Source organism: Vibrio sp. Vb1018 (assembly GCF_033338775.1).
Lineage (GTDB): Bacteria > Pseudomonadota > Gammaproteobacteria > Enterobacterales > Vibrionaceae > Vibrio > Vibrio alginolyticus.
Genome location: NZ_JAWOTI010000015.1, coordinates 109,923 through 127,265 on the forward strand (window position 1 = coordinate 109,923; position 17,343 = coordinate 127,265).

Annotated in this window: 17 protein-coding genes, 1 rRNA gene and 1 riboswitch; of the genes, 6 read left to right on the forward strand and 12 right to left on the reverse strand. The window is 47.1% G+C overall.

Going from position 1 to position 17,343, the window contains the following annotated elements; translation table 11 throughout:
• Window positions 1-18: 18 nt before the first annotated feature.
• From R7Z10_RS16210 to R7Z10_RS16220, 3 genes are read right to left on the reverse strand one after another with little or no spacing between them, the layout of a single operon-like run.
• A complete protein-coding gene (locus R7Z10_RS16210; RefSeq protein ID WP_005383318.1) occupies window positions 19-489 on the reverse strand; it encodes a GNAT family N-acetyltransferase in 471 nt (156 codons plus the stop codon).
• Between the two features lies 1 nt (window position 490).
• A complete protein-coding gene (locus R7Z10_RS16215) occupies window positions 491-1,222 on the reverse strand; it encodes a glucose 1-dehydrogenase (protein WP_017821007.1) in 732 nt (243 codons plus the stop codon).
• Between the two features lie 9 nt (window positions 1,223-1,231).
• Window positions 1,232-1,747, reverse strand: a complete 516-nt coding sequence (locus R7Z10_RS16220) for a GNAT family N-acetyltransferase (RefSeq protein ID WP_154204132.1) — start codon at window positions 1,745-1,747, stop codon at window positions 1,232-1,234.
• Between the two features lie 270 nt (window positions 1,748-2,017).
• Here R7Z10_RS16220 and R7Z10_RS16225 point away from each other — a divergent pair, with 270 nt between their 5' ends.
• Window positions 2,018-3,112, forward strand: coding sequence for a NapC/NirT family cytochrome c (locus tag R7Z10_RS16225; protein ID WP_318105305.1), 1,095 nt, complete (start codon window positions 2,018-2,020; stop codon window positions 3,110-3,112).
• 22 nt (window positions 3,113-3,134) lie between these two features.
• Complete coding sequence (locus R7Z10_RS16230) at window positions 3,135-5,582, forward strand: molybdopterin guanine dinucleotide-containing S/N-oxide reductase (protein WP_318105308.1); 2,448 nt, start codon at window positions 3,135-3,137, stop codon at window positions 5,580-5,582.
• A 69-nt stretch (window positions 5,583-5,651) separates the two neighbouring features.
• Here the strand turns inward: R7Z10_RS16230 and R7Z10_RS16235 are convergent, their stop codons facing one another.
• From R7Z10_RS16235 to thiD, 8 genes are all read right to left on the reverse strand, one after another.
• Window positions 5,652-6,377: a phosphatase PAP2 family protein gene (locus R7Z10_RS16235; protein ID WP_318105311.1), complete on the reverse strand. Its 726-nt coding sequence runs from the start codon at window positions 6,375-6,377 to the stop codon at window positions 5,652-5,654.
• A gap of 182 nt (window positions 6,378-6,559) precedes the next feature.
• The gene (gene thiE / locus R7Z10_RS16240) at window positions 6,560-7,174 is read right to left on the reverse strand and encodes a thiamine phosphate synthase (protein WP_318105314.1); all 615 of its coding nucleotides are present in this window, start codon (window positions 7,172-7,174) and stop codon (window positions 6,560-6,562) included.
• A gap of 61 nt (window positions 7,175-7,235) precedes the next feature.
• The gene (gene thiM / locus R7Z10_RS16245; protein WP_005374295.1) at window positions 7,236-8,027 is read right to left on the reverse strand and encodes a hydroxyethylthiazole kinase; all 792 of its coding nucleotides are present in this window, start codon (window positions 8,025-8,027) and stop codon (window positions 7,236-7,238) included.
• 12 nt (window positions 8,028-8,039) lie between these two features.
• Window positions 8,040-8,708, reverse strand: a complete 669-nt coding sequence (tenA, locus tag R7Z10_RS16250) for a thiaminase II (RefSeq protein ID WP_318105316.1) — start codon at window positions 8,706-8,708, stop codon at window positions 8,040-8,042.
• Between the two features lie 54 nt (window positions 8,709-8,762).
• The gene (locus R7Z10_RS16255; RefSeq protein ID WP_318105318.1) at window positions 8,763-9,713 is read right to left on the reverse strand and encodes an ABC transporter substrate-binding protein; all 951 of its coding nucleotides are present in this window, start codon (window positions 9,711-9,713) and stop codon (window positions 8,763-8,765) included.
• 47 nt (window positions 9,714-9,760) lie between these two features.
• Window positions 9,761-10,561 carry an ABC transporter permease gene (locus tag R7Z10_RS16260; RefSeq protein WP_149191644.1) on the reverse strand — a complete coding sequence of 267 codons (801 nt, stop codon included), beginning with the start codon at window positions 10,559-10,561 and terminating at the stop codon, window positions 9,761-9,763.
• Entirely contained in the window at window positions 10,554-11,309 is a 756-nt protein-coding gene (locus R7Z10_RS16265) for an ABC transporter ATP-binding protein (RefSeq protein ID WP_318105321.1), read from the reverse strand. Before R7Z10_RS16265 ends, R7Z10_RS16260 begins: the two co-directional genes overlap by 8 nt.
• Entirely contained in the window at window positions 11,299-12,156 is an 858-nt protein-coding gene (thiD, locus tag R7Z10_RS16270) for a bifunctional hydroxymethylpyrimidine kinase/phosphomethylpyrimidine kinase (protein WP_047102518.1), read from the reverse strand. Before thiD ends, R7Z10_RS16265 begins: the two co-directional genes overlap by 11 nt.
• A 97-nt stretch (window positions 12,157-12,253) precedes the next feature.
• Window positions 12,254-12,361: riboswitch (TPP riboswitch) on the reverse strand.
• Between the two features lie 311 nt (window positions 12,362-12,672).
• On the opposite strand from thiD, the gene R7Z10_RS16275 reads away from it, so the two are divergent.
• Window positions 12,673-14,058 (forward strand): TldD/PmbA family protein, encoded by a 1,386-nt coding sequence (locus R7Z10_RS16275; protein ID WP_054702131.1) that lies wholly within the window; start codon window positions 12,673-12,675, stop codon window positions 14,056-14,058.
• The gene (locus R7Z10_RS16280) at window positions 14,058-15,401 is read left to right on the forward strand and encodes a TldD/PmbA family protein (RefSeq protein ID WP_017820997.1); all 1,344 of its coding nucleotides are present in this window, start codon (window positions 14,058-14,060) and stop codon (window positions 15,399-15,401) included. The genes R7Z10_RS16275 and R7Z10_RS16280 overlap by 1 nt, the downstream gene beginning before the upstream one ends.
• Before the next feature lie 77 nt (window positions 15,402-15,478).
• Here R7Z10_RS16280 and trmY read toward each other — a convergent pair whose 3' ends face one another.
• Window positions 15,479-16,078 carry a tRNA (pseudouridine(54)-N(1))-methyltransferase TrmY gene (gene trmY / locus R7Z10_RS16285; RefSeq protein WP_017634347.1) on the reverse strand — a complete coding sequence of 200 codons (600 nt, stop codon included), beginning with the start codon at window positions 16,076-16,078 and terminating at the stop codon, window positions 15,479-15,481.
• Window positions 16,079-16,238: 160 nt separating this feature from the next.
• On the opposite strand from trmY, the gene R7Z10_RS16290 reads away from it, so the two are divergent.
• Entirely contained in the window at window positions 16,239-16,763 is a 525-nt protein-coding gene (locus tag R7Z10_RS16290) for a DUF3087 domain-containing protein (RefSeq protein ID WP_017820996.1), read from the forward strand.
• A 513-nt stretch (window positions 16,764-17,276) separates the two neighbouring features.
• A 16S ribosomal RNA gene (locus R7Z10_RS16295) occupies window positions 17,277-17,343 on the forward strand; the annotation flags it as partial.

Genomic DNA, 17,343 nt, shown 5'->3' on the forward strand with positions numbered 1-17,343 from the left:
GCTTAATTGTCGTTATCGTTACAAATGTTTCAGCATAATGCGTGAGTTAGTTTTAAAACCTTGATTATCGTAAAAGCGCTGTGCTGGCTGATTGAATTCCATCACTTCCAATCGAATTTGTGTGGCATTGGCGTCGCGCGCCCATTGCTCACAGGCTAGGAGCAGTTGGCGGCCGATTCCTTGCTGCTTTTGCGCTTCATCGACAACAATTGTTCCCACGCGACAAATTGGGTCTTTGATCAGAAAACTGACGGTGTCGTTTTGGGTGATCATCGCGGTTAAGAAGCCGAGAATTTGCTGTTCGCGTTCGGCAATCAAAAAGAGTCGCTCTTTGTTCTCTAGTGCTTGTGCAAGAAATTCGCGGTCAGCTCCTGAAGGCGCAACAAAGGCTTCTGGCGCATTCGCAAAATGCAGTGAATTAATTTGAAAATTAAGCTGAAAAATTCCGTCTAAATCTTCGGGAATCGCTTGTCGGATATGGACTTGCATTCTATCTGCCCCCTGCAATATCGATAAATGAACCTGTGACATAAGAGGCTTCGTCACTTAATAGCCAAGCGATCGCATTTGCTACTTCTTCTACCGTGCCACCGCGTTTAAGAGGAATTTGAGGGCTGAGTCTATCTACTCGGTTTGGTTCTCCGCCGTCGGCATGCATATCAGTGTAAATGAAACCAGGTCGAACGCCATTGACGCGAATATTGCGCTCTGCCAACTCTAGCGAGAGCCCTTTAGTTAAGGTATCCATCGCGCCTTTTGATGTGGCGTAATCGACATACTCAAATGGCGCGCCTGAGCGCGACGCTCCAGAGGAGACATTCACAATTGCACCGCCTGCACTGAATCGCCTCGCCGCTTCTCGACAGCAGAGAAAACAGCTATTCACATTGGTGTTCATTACTTTCTGAAAGCGTTCCAAGCTGATTTCTGACAAAGGCGATTGAGTAAATAGGATGCCAACGTTGTTGACCAAGTGCGTCACTGCACCAAATTCACGTTCTGTTTCATCAAACAAGGAGAGCACTTGCTTCTCATCGGCTACGTCTGCGGCGATGGCAATCGCTTTTCCACCGTTTGCTTGTATTTCTGCCACAACTTGGTCGGCGGCCTCTTGCTGAGTGCGGTAATTAACGCAAACGCGATAGCCTTGCTCGGCCAGCTTTTTTGCCGCTGCGGCTCCAATGCCTCGGCTTGCGCCGGTAATGATGACTACTTTATTCAAAATACGTCCTTATTTATATAGTGAGTAGATTTTATCGGCGTAGGGTTTGCCACCAATTTGGTATGCGTCTGGAATGACCTCAATGAGTTCGAAACCACATTTTATCAGGACACGCTCTGACGCAATATTGCCTTCAGTGACCGTCGCGGAAAAGTGGTTGATGTTATGTGTCGAGGTTGCCCAATATAGAAGCGCTTGAAGAGTTTCTGTTCCAAACTGTTGGCCATGAAATTCCGGCAAAAGTAAGTAACCTACCTCTGCCTTACCGTTTTCAATAGCAAAGCCAGTGATGCCGATGGGTTGCTCAGATTGCTTATCGAGTATTACAAGGCAAAGCCAATGCTGGCTATTTGGGGTCCATGGTAATAATCGCGAAGCAAATTTTTCTCTTATTTCTGTTTCGCTGGGACGATCGAAACAGAGCGCAATAACCTCTTGTTCGGAGAGTAATCGTTGAAAGAGTTCCCAGTCACTGGCTTTGATGGGTCTTAATTGGCTTCTGTGTGTCTCGATATAAACTGACATGCGTGTCCTTACTGCATCAATGTGGAGATTCAGTCTCTCATCCTCTTATCTGTTTAATCAAATAGTTGCATTCATAAAAGTGATTTATGTGGTGAATGGTTGGCTGGGTAATGGATTATTGCCATATATTCATCTTTGAGATGCAAATAACAAAATTTCATACTTGAGGCATACAGAGCAACACGGAAATGATGTGGATCAAGAGAGGACTACCCATAAAGTAGTAATTTGCGACCTATAATTACATTTTATTTGGAAGTGTTGCTAATTATGTCAATAAAAAAACGATATGTTGCACTGCTGGTTGCTGCCGGCATTGGTGTGGGCTGGTTAACTTTGGGGGGGAGTGCGGCAGTAGTGCATTACACCTCAGATACTGAATTTTGTCTCTCGTGCCACTCTATGGAAACCCCTTACAAAGAGTACCAAGGCTCAGTGCACTTCAGTAATGCGAAAGGCATTCGCGCGGAATGTTCTGACTGTCATATTCCTCAAGAACCAATGGATTACCTGATCACCAAAATTCGCGCGTCGAAAGACATCTACCATGAATTTGTGACAGGTAAGATCGACACGCCAGAGAAATATGAAGCACATCGTAAAGATATGGCTGAAACGGTATGGGCTCAGTTCCGTGAAAATGATTCAGCGACGTGTCGTTCGTGTCATGATTTCGATGCAATGGAAGAGTTTGAACAATCACGTGATGCGGCGAAGATGCACGCTTACGCGAAAGCAAACGATCAAACGTGTATCGATTGTCATAAAGGTGTGGCGCACTTTGCACCAGAAGCAGAGCTAGACAGCAAGGCATTTGAAACGTTGATGAGCTTCACCACAAAAACATCACCTGGTGCCAAAGTCGTTTACCCTGTGACTGAAATCGCAATGGGTGAGATGGGTAAAATTAACCCAACGACGAAGTTGGAAGTAATCAGCTCTGAAGGCGACAACCGCACTGTTAAGTTGAACGCATTCCAAATGAAAGGCGCAGAGCAAGTGCTTTACATGGGAGAAGGTCAACGTGCCATCGTAGCAACGCTAACCGAGCAAGGCCAACAAGCGCTTGAAACTGGTGAATTTGAGGCAGATGTTTACGGCAACGAATGGCGCGCGGTTTCTCTAACAGGTGCTATTGATTCTCCAGTTGTAGACACGCTTGAACCCGTATGGTCATACGCAGAAGAATTGGACAACGTTTACTGTGCAACTTGTCACGCTAAAATTCCTTCAAATCACTTCACAGTGAATGCATGGGGACCGGTAGCGAAAAGTATGGGTGATCGAACTGATATTTCAGCCGAGAACCTAGAAATTCTAACCAAGTTCTTCCAGCACCACGCGAAAGATGTGGTTGGTCACTAACGATAAATAGAAGGATAAGATTATGACTAATATGACCCGTCGCGGATTTCTAAAAGGCACTGGTATGGCGGCTGGTGCAATGGCATTCACTTCATTTGCACCTATGTCTGTTGCTTCTTCTAATGCTCGCGGCAAAGGCATTCTAACGGCGGGCCGCATGGGCCCAATGCTGTGTGAAGTGCAAGACGGTAAGCTGGTTTCAACCACGAATGCATTGCCACAAACGGTATCAAACAGCCTACAAAGCACCGGTCCTGACCAAGTGCACACTAAAGCGCGTGTGAAGTACCCAATGGTACGTAAAGGCTACTTCGCAAACCCATCGTCGCCAGAAGGTGTGCGCGGTAGTGATGAGTTTGTGCGTGTGTCTTGGGATGAGGCTTACAAGCTGATCCACGAACAGCACATGCGAATTCGCAAAGAATATGGCCCGGCTTCTGTGTTTGCAGGCTCTTACGGCTGGCGTTCAAGTGGCGTGCTGCACAAAGCACAAACCTTGCTGCAACGTTACATGAGCATGGCGGGTGGCTATTCAGGCCACTTGGGTGACTACTCAACGGGTGCTGCGCAGATCATCATGCCGCACGTTGTGGGCTCTATCGAAGTGTACGAGCAACAAACCACGTACCCAGTGGTATTAGAGCACAGCGATGTGGTTGTGCTTTGGGGCTTAAACCCAATCAACACTCTAAAAATCGCGTGGAGCTCAACAGACTGCGCGGGTCTTGAGTTCTTCCATCAATTGAAAAAATCAGGCAAGACGGTTATTGCGATTGACCCAATTCGTTCTGAAACCATCGAGTTCTTTGGCGAGAATGCGGAGTGGATTGCTCCTCACCCAATGACCGACGTGGCAATGATGATGGGTATCGCACACACCTTGGTGAAACAAGGTAAGCACGATAAAGCCTTCCTCGATAAATACACCGCAGGTTACGACAAGTTTGAAGCGTACCTGATGGGCGAAGAAGACGGCGTAGAAAAATCAGCAGAATGGGCATCACAAATCTGTGGCGTACCTGCGAAGCAACTTGAGTTACTGGCTGACATCTTCAGTAAAAACCGCACCATGCTGATGGCGGGTTGGGGCATGCAGCGCCAACAATACGGTGAGCAGCGTCACTGGATGCTGGTTACACTGGCAACGATGTTGGGCCAGATCGGTTTACCGGGCGGTGGTTTTGGTTTCTCTTACCACTACTCAAACGGTGGTAACCCTGCTCGTGATGCTGGCGTACTTCCTGCGATTTCGGCATCGCTGGGTGGCGGCTCTTCTGCGGGGAACGACTGGGCGGTGTCTGGCGCGGTGCAAAGCTTCCCTGTAGCGCGTATTGTCGAGGCGTTGGAAAACCCAGGTCAATCCTACCATCATAACGGTCATGAACTGACGTTCCCGGACATCAAGATGATTTGGTGGGCCGGTGGTGCGAACTTTACTCACCACCAAGATACCAACCGCTTGATTAAAGCATGGCAAAAGCCTGAACTGATCGTGATTTCAGAGCCTTACTGGACGGCGGCTGCGAAGCACGCGGACATTGTTCTGCCAATCACCACATCGTTCGAGCGTAACGACTTAACGATGACGGGTGACTACAGTAACCAACACTTGGTGCCAATGAAGCAAGTGATTGAGCCACAAGGTGAAGCGCGTAATGACTTTGATGTATTCGCGGACATGGCAGAGATGCTAGCACCGGGTGGCCGTGATGTGTACACCGAAGGCAAAACTGAAATGGAATGGCTGTACGGCTTCTACAAGGCGGCGCAACAAGGTGGCCGTGGCTCTCGCGTAGCAATGCCGAACTTCAGCAAGTTCTGGGAAGATAACCAACTGATCGAGATGAAGTGGAACGAGAAGAACGCACAGTTTGTTCGTTACGCGGATTTCCGTGAAGACCCGATCATGAATCCACTCGGTACACCAAGTGGTAAGATCGAAATCTTCTCGAAAACCATTGAAGGTTACCAGTTGGAAGACTGTCCTCCACACCCAACGTGGATGGCACCAACCGAGTACACGGGTACTGCGAAAGATGGCGAGTTGCAGCTAATGACCGCGCACGCAGCGCATCGTCTACACAGCCAGTTTAACTACGCGAAGATTCGCGAAGAGTACGCAATTGCAAACCGTGAACCTATTTGGATTCACCCTGAAGATGCGAAAGCGCGTGGTATTAAAACGGGCGATCTAGTTCGTGCGTTTAACAACCGTGGCCAAGTATTGGTTGGTGCAGAAGTGACTGACCGAATCAAGCAAGGTTCAGTGTGTATTCATGAAGGCGGCTGGCCGGATCTGGATCCGAAAACCGGCATTTGTAAGAACGGCGGTTGTAACGTGTTAACGTTGGATATTCCGACCTCTCGACTTGCAAACGGCTGTGCGGCGAACTCGGCACTGGTTCGTATTGAAAAATACACTGGCCCAGAATTAGAACTAACAGCGTTTGAACCACCAAGAAATGGTTAGAAAAAAGTAGCGTTTTAAAGCAAGAAGCCAGCGAATCGCTGGCTTCTTTTTATCTAGTCATCGTTCACATTAGCGCGAAGCGAGAGAAACAAATGGCATCTGTTTCTTAATCTGAAATATCGGGAGTAAAGTAAATACAATCGCGACAAACAAGACTGAGCCTATTAAATCTTCAGGGCGATGCATACCCAGCCATAAGCGGCTATATGCGACGCTCATTCCCCACATCCATAATGACAGTGCAGAGATATAGCACTTGTTCTGTAAGAACAACCCGCCAAAGAAAGCCAAACAAATCGAAACGAAAATCGTATGGCCGGATGGGAAAGAATAGTCTTTTTCGCCTTGCCAATGGCGCGTTCGCCAATCACTGACGTGTTCAGAAATCTGGTTAATTACGTTGGCTTGCTGCTTTGTATCCAACTGATAAAACGTTTCTGGTGTTTCAATCAATTGTTCTGCTGCGAGCAATTCCGTGTAGGGACGCGGGCTTTCTGTCATCAGTTTTAGCCCCGTTTTGCTGGCAAAGCCAATCACAAGTAACAGCCCTAACATTGAGAGTTTTTGCATCCACTCAATGCGACTTGGTTTAAAGTGAAATAAAGAAAGCAGTAGCAGTGTTAACGTAATTAAAAAGCTTTTGCTACCAGCAGAATCTGTGAGCAAAGTAAAAGTAATACCCAGACTTTCAGGCACCTGTGACGTGAGATTGTGATAAGAGCCAAACAGCGACATCGGGATGATGCCAAGAACAAACAAGGCGAGCATCATCAATCCATATTTTTTGGTTTTCATTGAGAGCGTTTTGTTTTTATTGAGGGTTATTCAACCACGTGAAAATAAGGGGCTTATCTTACGTTATCTGGCGTGAAAAACTTATCAACGCTCTGTCAATTTGACGAGAGAATGAAGGCTGAGTGATGAATTGATGACATTTATCCGGAGGGTAAAGGCGCTCATCCTTAAGCGTTGGGGTCTTAATCCATCAGAGAAAGTAAGTACTCTGCTGCTTTGGTTGGGTTTTCTGCATGACAAATGGCAGAAACCAAAGCCAAACCATGTACACCTGTCGCACTCAGGGCAGGAATGTTGGTTTCGTTAATGCCGCCAATGGCAACAATCGGCAGTGAAGTCGTCTCTAACGCCATTTTCAAACCATCAATACCCCAATGTTTTTTGGTGTTGGTTTTGGTCGGCGTCGCGAAGATGGCACTCAAGCCGATGTAATCAATGGGCAGAGACCCCGCCTCTGCCAACTGCTCTTCAGTCTCAATCGATAAGCCGAGGATTTTGTTTGGTCCAATCAACTCACGAGCGATAGTTGCGGGCATGTCTGATTGCCCGAGGTGAACCCCATCGGCATCAACTGCCAGTGCAACATCAACGCGGTCATTGATGATCAAAGGCACATTGGTATCTTTAAGGATGTCTTTCACGGCTTGAGCACGTTCGATAAACGCACGCACATCGCCGTGTTTTTCGCGGACTTGTACCATGGTCACGCCACCTTCCACGGCTTTTCTCACAACACGCTTTAGTGTGGCTAAATCTTGTTGGTCATCGGTGACCAAATATAAACGATAGGCGTTCATTTTGTTTCCTTTGGGCCTCTCATCTACAGGGAGTGAGAGGCCGGTATTTGTTAGAGAAAGCTTAACTCACTTGGAGTTTTAGGCGTTTTGCCAGTGTTTCTTCATCCAGTTGGTAAAGCTCATCCAACAGGTTCATTTGCAGACTGCCTGGCCCTCGCGCTTGCTCAGCCGCAATTTCACCCACAACGCCCAGTACCGCCGCGGCAGCAAGTCCGGAGTGATCACCAACAGCAGCGAAAGCACCCGTCAGTGCCGTTAGTGTGCAGCCCATTCCGGTTACGTATGGCATCATCTCGTGACCGTTGTTTAGCTGCACAGTTTGCTCTTTCGTGATGATGTAATCAGTCTCGCCAGAAATCACCACACTTGCACCATACTCTGAAACTAAGAAGTTCGCTGCGCCAAGTGCTGCGTCGCTGCTGTCTAACGCATCGACGCCTTTGCTTTGTGCTTGTTCGCCAGCGAGACCGATGATTTCTGAGGCGTTACCACGAATGATCAACTTGTCGGCAAGGCGTGCGATCTCACGTGATGTCTCGGTACGTAGTGAGCTTGCTCCGCAACCGACAGGGTCGAGTACAACGATTTTACCGTTGGCATTGGCTTGCTCTACGGCATAGCTCATGCGCGGTGTCCAAACGCTGTCTAGGGTACCGATGTTGATAACCAGTGCGCCAGCGAACGACATCATCTCTGCCATCTCTTGTTTGGAGTGCGCCATGATTGGAGAAGCGCCGATCGCTAATAGTGCGTTTGCTGTGTTATTCATCACCACGTAGTTAGTGATGTTGACGACTAACGGCTTTTGCTGGCGTACTGCGGTTAATGCTTGGGTGATTTGTTCAATTAACATGAGACTCTCCGATTAATCTTGCTGAGCGTTCGGACCTTGTTGCCAGAATGCTACTTCCATACGCGTTGCGGTTTTGAATACCTGAATCAGGTTTTGACCGCGCTGGCTGTTGATATCAATTTCTGCTAGCAACTGATTAAAGTGTTCTGCCCCTTTTGCGACACCAGATTGGAATTCCTCACCACCGTAGAGGTTGATCCAACTTGCATATGGGTTGCCTTCGATTACGGTCTTTTCATCTTCAATCAGCACCTTACCGATTACGGCATAACCGATGGAGCATGGCGCTAGTGCCGCGTATAGATCAACAAGATCGCCCGTCATGCCAGCATCTAATACGTAACGGGTGTAAGCCACAGTGCCGAAATCTTCTGGCTCGTTTTCTAAGTCGGATTCTGTCAGTCCCCATTGCTCACAGTAAGTCACGTGGTGGGCGATTTCAGAATCGAGCAATGCGTGTACGCTTGGTAGGACACGGCGCATGTCATCCAAAGTACGTGCTTTGTAGATCGCTAATGCGTAAGCTCGTGCGTACTGCTTTAGGAAAAGAAAATCCTGCTTTAGGTAATGCAGAAAACAAGGCTGAGCCAGAGTGCCTTGCGCCAATTGCTGCACGAAAGCATGCTCAGTGTATTCTTGCCAATCGTGGCGGCAAGCGTCGATCAAATCTTGGTATTTCATTATGAGTATCTCGTTATCAAAAGACCCTAGGCTTAGATCCTAAGGTCAGTAGAATTAGTCAAAGCTCGGTACGTAATCTTTCGCTTTTGGCAGTGTTTCGATGATGTTTTGTGAATACATGAACTGCGCATAATCATCGTAGCGTTTCAGATCTACTGCGGATGGACGAAGAGCGAAACGAGTTAGCGTGTCGTTCCAAGCGCGTTGGTTAAGCTCGTTGTTGAGCGTGTCTGGTGAATAAGCCACGAACTCTTTCCACGACTCTTTTGGATGGTTAACGATGTAAGTGGTCGCTTGCTCTAGTGCTTTGTTGAATGCCTTGATGGCTTCTTTGTCGTAGTTTTTTGCATTGGCTACGAAGACTAACTCGTCATACGCTGGCACGCCGTGTTCTTCAGGGAAGAAGGCCTTAGCTTTATAACCTTCTAGTGCCAGTTGGTTGGTTTCGAAGTTACGTAGACCGCCCCAAATCGCATCCACCTTGCCAGACGCAAGAGACGAAGACAGCGCCCAACCTACGTTGATGATTTGTACGTCAGAAAACTTCACGTTTTCTTGCGCTAGCATGGTGCCGATTGTCGCTTCTTCGTTGCCTGCGATCGCAATACCGATCTTCTTGCCTTTCAAGTCGCCAAGGTTTTCATTCTTACTGTTGTCCAACACCATCAACGTGTTGAGTGGCGTAGCAATCAAAGTCGCAGAGCGGATTAGTGGCAAACCAGCCGCGACATCGATAGTTAGGCTTGGTTGGTATGAAATCGCCATGTCGACTTTGCCAGCAGCGACCAACTTAGGTGGTGTACTTGGATCTGCCGGCTCTTGAATGTTGACCTTCAAACCTTGCTCTTTGAAGTAACCACGCTCTTTGGCAATCACGATAGGACCATGGTTTGGATTGACGAACCAATCCAACATCAGTGTCATCTCTTTTTTAGCGGCAAGAACGTTGGTTGATACCACTGAAGCGAGTAGAGCAGCAGCGCTCATAAGTTTGTTTTTATTCACGGGGTTCTTCCTTTTCTTTCCCAATTTTCTTTGGTTATTTTCTGTAATTATTTGCTTTCCCAAGGGATGGCTTTTTTCAATAATTTATCGGTGATGAAGTAGAGTGAGATAGACAGCACAGCGAGGATAAACAGCGCTGCAAACATCTCATCAATGATCATGCGAGCGTTGGCTTGGAGCATCAGATAACCCAAGCCTTCACTTGAACCTACCCACTCACCGACCACTGCTCCAATTGGCGCAATAACGACGGCAACACGAATACCTGACGCTAAAGTTGGTAGGGCGGCTGGCAATTGAATATGACGAAGTAATTGCCATTTCGACGCGCCCATGGTCTTGGCAAGGTCGAGGTAACCTGTTGGCGTATTGCGCAAGCCGTCATAGCAACATGTCGTGACGGGGAAAAAGATGATGATCGCCGCCATGACTACTTTCGATGCAATGCCGTAACCCAGCCAAAGCATGAGCACTGGCGCGATAGCGAATACAGGGATCGCTTGGCTAGCAATCAGAATTGGCAGTAACCAACGCTTCAGCGGCTCGAACATCAGCATTTGCAATGCGAACAGCAAACCCATTGATAATCCAAGCGCCAAGCCAAGTAAAATCTCTTGCGCGGTAACCCAAGTATGTTTGAGCAGGACATCGTAACGAGTGACTAATCTATCCAGCACTTCAATTGGTGAAGGTAAGATGAAGCTTGGCATGTCGAATACCACAACAACCAACTGCCACAATCCCAAGATCACCGCTGTGCTAATGACCAAGCGCAGAGCCGGATGGGTCACGCGTTCTTTTTTACTAATGCTTGCCGAAACGGAGTTGTACTGAGTCATATCACTCATAGTCTTTCTCCAATTGATCCAAAATCGCTTGTTGAAGCGCGGCGCACTCTCCATCGAGAACTCGTGGCGGCTTGGAGTCTGGAACGACCAAGTGCTGAGCTTGCGCAGGCGTACCTTGCAGTACATAGAGTTGGTGAGCTAATCGCACCGCTTCTTGTGGGTCGTGGGTAATAAGAACAACGGTCTTATATTTCAGTAATTCGGCAGACAAGGTCTGCAACTTATGGCGAGTAACCGCGTCCAACGCAGAGAAAGGCTCATCCATCAGAACCAGAGGCTTGTCTTGCATCAGAGTGCGAGCAAGGGCAACACGTTGTCTCATGCCGCCAGAGAGCTGAGCTGGCTTAGCATCCGCGTAATCGGCGAGTCCCACTTGGCTTAGTAAAGTCAGTGCACGTTGTCTATTTTGCTCTGGTGCTTGCTCTTGAGAAAATCGAGAACTGAGGCAGACGTTGTCTAACACATTCAACCACGGTAGCAATAAATCCTGCTGAGCCATGTAAGCGATACGGTCATGCAGTGTAGCGCCATCCGTTGTGATGAGTTCGCCATGCCAGTCAACTTGGTCATCCAGCAGGCCAGCTAAGTAACGCAATATTGTGGTTTTCCCGCAGCCACTTCGTCCGAGTAATACCGTCCATTTACCGACGGGAATGGTCATGTTCATTCCTGCTAAAGTCGGTGTTTGGCTGTCTTTGTATCGCAGACTAGCATCGGAAAGCTGAATGCCAATCGCGTTAGCGAACATAAGTATGACCCGCAAAAAAGTGGTTCACAGGGCCATGGCCTTTACCTACATCCAATTCATCAGCGTGCGCGATAGCTTGGCTGATGTACTGCTTACCCAGGTGCACCGCTTTGTGTAGGTTGTTGCCTTGGCCAAGATAAGACGCAATGGCGGAAGAAAGTGTACAGCCTGTGCCATGGGTGTTTTTGGTTGGAAATCGCTTGGCGCTAATTAACTCGGCACTGTCTTGCATGATAAGCAGATCGTTGCTGTTTTCATTTTCTTCAAGGTGACCGCCTTTGAGCAGAATAGCTTTGGCGCCAAGCGCACGAAGGTCGGTAATCATATCGTTCATTTCAGATTCTGATTGAGGCATTGGCTTACCCGTCAATGCTGCGCCTTCGGGTAGGTTAGGGGTAATGATGTCTGCGAGCGGAATCAATTCTTCTTTTAAAGTGCTGATTGCCGACTGTTCCAGTAATAGATCGCCGCTGGTGGCCACCATTACAGGGTCAATCACGAGGTGTTTTGGCTGGTATTGTTTAATTTTGTCAGCAACGACTTTGATGATGTTGGAATCGGCCAGCATGCCCACTTTTACTGCAACGATGTTGAGGTCGGTGAATACCGCATCGAGTTGACTCTCTACATGGTCGAGAGGAATTGGGAAAATCGCAGAGACGCCTTGAGTGTTTTGTGAGGTGATGGCGGTAATCACTGAGCAGGCAAAGCTACCAGTTGCGGACATCGCTTTGATGTCAGCTTGAATACCTGCACCGCCACCACTGTCTGAGCCCGCGATGGTCAATACGATAGGGGTAGGCAAGGCTGGCGTTTGATGTGAATGAGGTTGTGATTGCTGCGTCATGGTCGCTCCTACTACAAGACGTATAGGAACTGACTTTGACCATTGCAGATAGATCGATTTTTCGATCGCTATCGCTTACCTAAGAGGGGCGACGAAAGGCAAAGTGTGCATAGTTCCCTACGTCAGTGCTAACTGAATCAGGTTCAACGGGTCTCGAATTTCGATCTCAGCCAACACTTGTCGTGTGGCCCCCCGACTATTTCGTTCGGATGATAGCAGGACCATTGCGGAAGGGATACGTTTTTTGAGCGTAATTATAATGAGTATTCAATTATGCGAGGTGAGTGATAAAGTAAGCACCTAAATGGTTTGCTGGGTGGAATTTACTAGTGCAACGCTCTGGTGAATGAGCAGAACCTGGAATATTTAATAAATAATCGTGGTCTCGTTAAGCAAGGATTAGCACAAAACAAGGTTAAAAAACTGTTAAAATTTAACGTGTTGCCAATTTAACTTTGTTGAACTTTTTCACAGTTAATTAGGAAGGCTAAGACGATCATCGAGCAAGGAGACTTCATGCTTAATTCTGTAACAGCGAAGTCAGTGATCGATCATGCGCTCTTTTTGGGGGCTGATTTCGCTGAACTATTCGTTGAACATCACCAAACCAACACTGTCCAGATCGCATCTGGTGAGGTGGACAAGGTTAACTCGGGTATCGATTTTGGTATCGGTATTCGTCTCTTCTTCGGTCATAAAGTGCTTTACGGTTACACCAACAGCACAGATGAAACTGAACTTAAACGCGTAACCTCACTGCTTGCTGCAAAAGATAAGCGTGAGCAAATCGCGTCAGCAGGTTCTCTCAATCTGAACCGCTACCCAATACAACATGGTTGCCGCATGCCGCTAGGTAAGGATGCTAACCTAGATTCAAAAATCGCGTTTCTATTGAAAGTTGACCAAGCAGCACGTGCAGAGAGTGAACATATCAGCCAGTTTATTGGCAGCGTGCTTCAGCGCGAACAGCAAGTGTCTATCTTCAACTCAGAAGGCCTACACGTTGACGATACTCGCCACTACATTCGTGTTGCTGGTAACACTGTCGCGCAAAAAGGTAATGAGCAGTCTTCTGGTATGGAAGGTCCTGGCGCTCTTGCTGGTTGGGAATTCAGTGAACAGCTTGATGCCAAAGAGCTAGGTCAAACTATCGCGCAGCAAGCGTTAGTAAAACTTGGCGCGGATGCTTGTCCATCGGGTGAAATGCCGGTGGTGATTGGTAACGGCTTTGGCGGCGTTATCTTCCATGAAGCATGTGGTCACTTGCTAGAAACCACTTCAGTTGCGAAGAAAGCATCAGTCTTCCACGACAAGATGGGCGAAATGGTTGCTCACACCGCAGTGAATGCAGTCGATGATGGCACCATGACCAACGAATGGGGCTCGATTCACATTGATGATGAAGGTATGAAGACTCAGCGCACTCAACTGATCAAAGACGGTAAGCTAACCAGCTTCATGGTCGATAAAATGGGTGGCATGAAGACAGGTTATGAGCCTACGGGTTCTGGTCGTCGTCAAAACTACAAGTTCGCACCAACCTCGCGCATGCGTAACACCTTTATCGAAGAGGGCGAGCATTCACTTAATGACATGCTGGCAGGCATCGAACGTGGTATCTATGCGAAGAAGATGGGCGGTGGCTCTGTTCAACCGGGTACGGGGGAGTTTAACTTTGCTGTTCGTGAAGCCTACCTCATTGAAAATGGCAAAATCACCAAGCCTCTGAAAACAGCAACGCTGATCAGCACGGGTCCAAAAGTGTTGAAAGAAATCAGCATGGTCGGCAAAGACATGGCGCTTGCGCCGGGCATGTGTGGTTCCGTGAGTGGTTCAGTACCAACAACTGTCGGTCAGCCAACGCTGAAAGTAGATAACATTCTGGTAGGAGGCGGTAACTAATGAGCCAAGAACAACAACTTCTTAATGCGGTTGATTACGTCCTATCAGAAGCAAAACGCCAAGGTGCAGAAGCGGACGTCATTGTAAACCGTAACAGTAGCTTTTCTTTGAAAGCGAACCAAGGAAAGCTGGATGAGTACAAAGTAAGCTCAAGCCAAGTTCTGGGTGTTCGTGTTGTGAAAGATGCGCGTGTTGCAACAAGCTATTCTGAGTCGTTAGAGCAACCAAGCTTGGATTTGATGCTGACCAACGCACTGCAAAGCGCTCGCTTTTCCAAGCAAGATGAACATCAGACGATTAGTTGCGTGAACAGTCAAATCGCGACTGATGTTGCTGAGATTGCGCAAGAAGATACAACTTCTGTTGACGAAAAAATCGAACTGTCTCTCGCTCTTGAGCAAGGCGTAGTGGCTCTGCCTCACGCCTCTAGCGCACCTTACAATGGTTACAGCGATGGCGAAACACAACTGATCATTGCCAATACTCAAGGCACATTGTGTCAACACTTCGAGCGCTCGTTCACTTGTTACGCGTATACCTTGTTTGAAAAAGACGGCAAACAGTCAATGGCGGGTAGAATGTCACTGGGTCGCCGTTTTGATGAGTTGAATCCAGCTTACTGTATCGAGGGTGGCTACAACCTTGCTCGCGATCTTCTTGAAGGCGCACCGGTTGCGACGGGTAACTACCCTGCTATCTTCCACATCAATGCGCTAGCAAGTTTATTCGGTGCTTTCGGCAGTGCTTTCTCTGGCGTAAGCGCGATGAAAGGCATTACGCCACTGGGTGACAAGCTTGGTCAACGTGTTGCGAGTGATTTAATTACCTTTACTGATACGGCTTACATGCCAAATGGTATGGCAATCGCGAGTTTTGATAGTGAAGGCTTCGCTACTCAAGATAATGTCATGATTGCTAATGGTGAGTTGAAAACCTTGCTACACAACAGCCAGACCGCAAGTTACTTGGGCGCAGTCTCGACAGCAAGTGCCGCTCGCGGTGCAAAATCGAGCCTAGACGTATCAGCGAATCACAAAGTGATTGCGACGGGTAACAGCAGTGCGTCAGAAGTAAAAGCGGGTGAGTACCTAGAGTTAGTCGAACTTCAAGGTGTCCATTCTGGTGCGGATGCAGTGAGTGGTGATTTCTCATTTGGCGCGAGTGGTTTCTTGTGCCGTGATGGTAAGCGCATTCAACCAGTTCGTGGGATCACGGTAGCGGGTAACTTCTACAATATGCTGCAAGAAGTTGAGGCAGTAGGTGATACTCAGCTAATTAACGATAGCCGAACTTTCTTCTCGCCAGACGTTCGTTTTGCTCGTTTGAGCATTGGTGGTAAGTAAACTTAGCATTACTATAGAAACAAAAAGAGGACTCAATAGAGTCCTCTTTCATTATCTAGCAACGTGTGCGCGAATAACTAGAATTCGCGTATGTCCAACTCATTGTGGATCAATACTACACACTGAGAAGCGAAAAGCATCTTAGGACCTAAGCTGATCTTCTCTGTGCCAAGGCGCTTTAAGCTGTTAAAAGACTTTTTCGGCATCGGTATATGGTCAGTTAGCAAGAAACATGGATTTTCACCAATTTCTGCATCACGAACAAATTCGCCTTTCTTATCCAGCATATATAGTTGGTGATCTTCTGCCAGTTCTTGTACTAGGCGTTCAAAGCTCACTGTACGAACGGTAATACCAGGTTCGACTTCACGAAGTTGCTCTTTACCCATACCAACCGAAGCATCCAAAGCGCGAGCCACTGCTGCAATCAAGGTTGACTCATGGAAGCCGCCAATGTTGGTGATGTCGTTGGAGCGAATAGTAATGGTGCGTGAGAAATCTTTTGTGCTTTCTAAAACCAAGTGAACAACCACATCTTCACGGTGTGATTGAGCAACGAACATCGTGTTCATCATGGTATGAGCAAGAATCTCTGTATGCGCTTCATTACCAACACCTTCTAACAGTGCTTTGCTGGTGGTTGGCGCCGCGCGAGCTCGTAAAACAAAAGAGCGCATGAATTTAGCCTCTATATAGGAAGAGTGAATGCGCGGAAGTATATACCCAAGCAGGGAAGGGATGCGAGTTTAATAGCAAATGTGAACTTACTTACAAAGCTTCGATTGTGGAGCTGGGTGTGCTGGTTAGAATAGGAGGCAACCCTGTTAGGAGTGGTATATGGAAATCAAACAGATAAATAAAGACATTTATAAAAAGAAAGTAAACCTTGTGATTGGCGGTTTTGTTGCGTTGCTCGCCATCTCCTCTCTTGCCTTTAGTACCTTGTTGATTGTTTTGTTTGGCAACACTGAAGTCGTACCAGAACAATCAACGGGCAATTTCCATTGGAATTTGATTGGTGTCGTTCTCGCAGTTGCAACTTCCCTCTCTTTATTGAATCAAATTAAAACTCGACCATACATGGAAGAAGTGCTGTACGTTTGGAAACTCAAGCAGCTGCACAACAAGATCTTTCGTAAACTAAAAAGCATTAAAGCAGCCGCGAACAATGGCGATGTAAAAGCGCTGACGATCCTTAAGTTCTACTATACGACTCAAAGTCAGGTGTTTGAGCTAGACAACAACACACTGACGATGAGCAGTGTAAATAAAGAATTGGAGGCTCTCGAGCAAATCGAAGCGGCGCAATCAATGAGTCTCGATATCACAGGCTTTGAAGAGTCTTGGCTAGACACATATTGATTGCCTATTTGCTACTTGAAGTTAACAACTGAGTGCTAAAAATAAGCGTTTGAGTGAGATTTAATCATTCGACGCTTTTTTTTGATTTTTTTTCTGAAAAGGGGTTGCCAAGAAAAATCATCTCCCTATAATGCGCCTCCGTTGTCAGGGCAAAGCGGAAACGCAAAAGCGGTTGGCAAGAAGGCGAAAGAAAACTTCTAAAAATTAATTTAAAAAAGTGTTTGACACTGAAAATTAATTCCTTAGAATACGCCTCCGCTTCGATAGCAAAGCTTACGAAGCAAGCTCTTTAACAATATAGACCTATCAATCTGTGTGGGCACTCGTTGATGATAATCCAATTCGATATCTCGGTATCAAATTAGGTTTCAATGAAACGAAGTGACCATTCGAATTGGAAAGCAGCCTTGAGCTGTTTTATTTCACTTTTTAAAAGTGAAAACCAATAAGAGCACAGTCAATTCAAACATTACTTATGTAATGTTCAGTATTCATTGAGCCGAACAAAATCTTAAATTGAAGAGTTTGATCATGGCTCAGATTGAACGCTGGCGGCAGGCCTAACACATGCAAGTCGAGC

What these genes read in the sequence shown, in the direction of transcription:
- R7Z10_RS16265 (WP_318105321.1), bottom strand. Translation starts at nt 11,309, where the DNA reads ATGTTCGCTAACGCGATTGGCATTCAGCTTTCCGATGCTAGTCTGCGA.
- R7Z10_RS16275 (WP_054702131.1), top strand. Translation starts at nt 12,673, where the DNA reads ATGCTTAATTCTGTAACAGCGAAGTCAGTGATCGATCATGCGCTCTTT.
- R7Z10_RS16290 (WP_017820996.1), top strand. Translation starts at nt 16,239, where the DNA reads ATGGAAATCAAACAGATAAATAAAGACATTTATAAAAAGAAAGTAAAC.
- tenA (WP_318105316.1), bottom strand. Translation starts at nt 8,708, where the DNA reads ATGAAATACCAAGATTTGATCGACGCTTGCCGCCACGATTGGCAAGAA.
- thiE (WP_318105314.1), bottom strand. Translation starts at nt 7,174, where the DNA reads ATGAACGCCTATCGTTTATATTTGGTCACCGATGACCAACAAGATTTA.
- trmY (WP_017634347.1), bottom strand. Translation starts at nt 16,078, where the DNA reads ATGCGCTCTTTTGTTTTACGAGCTCGCGCGGCGCCAACCACCAGCAAA.
- R7Z10_RS16210 (WP_005383318.1), bottom strand. Translation starts at nt 489, where the DNA reads ATGCAAGTCCATATCCGACAAGCGATTCCCGAAGATTTAGACGGAATT.
- R7Z10_RS16280 (WP_017820997.1), top strand. Translation starts at nt 14,058, where the DNA reads ATGAGCCAAGAACAACAACTTCTTAATGCGGTTGATTACGTCCTATCA.
- R7Z10_RS16230 (WP_318105308.1), top strand. Translation starts at nt 3,135, where the DNA reads ATGACTAATATGACCCGTCGCGGATTTCTAAAAGGCACTGGTATGGCG.
- R7Z10_RS16220 (WP_154204132.1), bottom strand. Translation starts at nt 1,747, where the DNA reads ATGTCAGTTTATATCGAGACACACAGAAGCCAATTAAGACCCATCAAA.
- thiD (WP_047102518.1), bottom strand. Translation starts at nt 12,156, where the DNA reads ATGACGCAGCAATCACAACCTCATTCACATCAAACGCCAGCCTTGCCT.
- R7Z10_RS16235 (WP_318105311.1), bottom strand. Translation starts at nt 6,377, where the DNA reads ATGAAAACCAAAAAATATGGATTGATGATGCTCGCCTTGTTTGTTCTT.
- R7Z10_RS16260 (WP_149191644.1), bottom strand. Translation starts at nt 10,561, where the DNA reads ATGAGTGATATGACTCAGTACAACTCCGTTTCGGCAAGCATTAGTAAA.
- R7Z10_RS16225 (WP_318105305.1), top strand. Translation starts at nt 2,018, where the DNA reads ATGTCAATAAAAAAACGATATGTTGCACTGCTGGTTGCTGCCGGCATT.
- thiM (WP_005374295.1), bottom strand. Translation starts at nt 8,027, where the DNA reads ATGTTAATTGAACAAATCACCCAAGCATTAACCGCAGTACGCCAGCAA.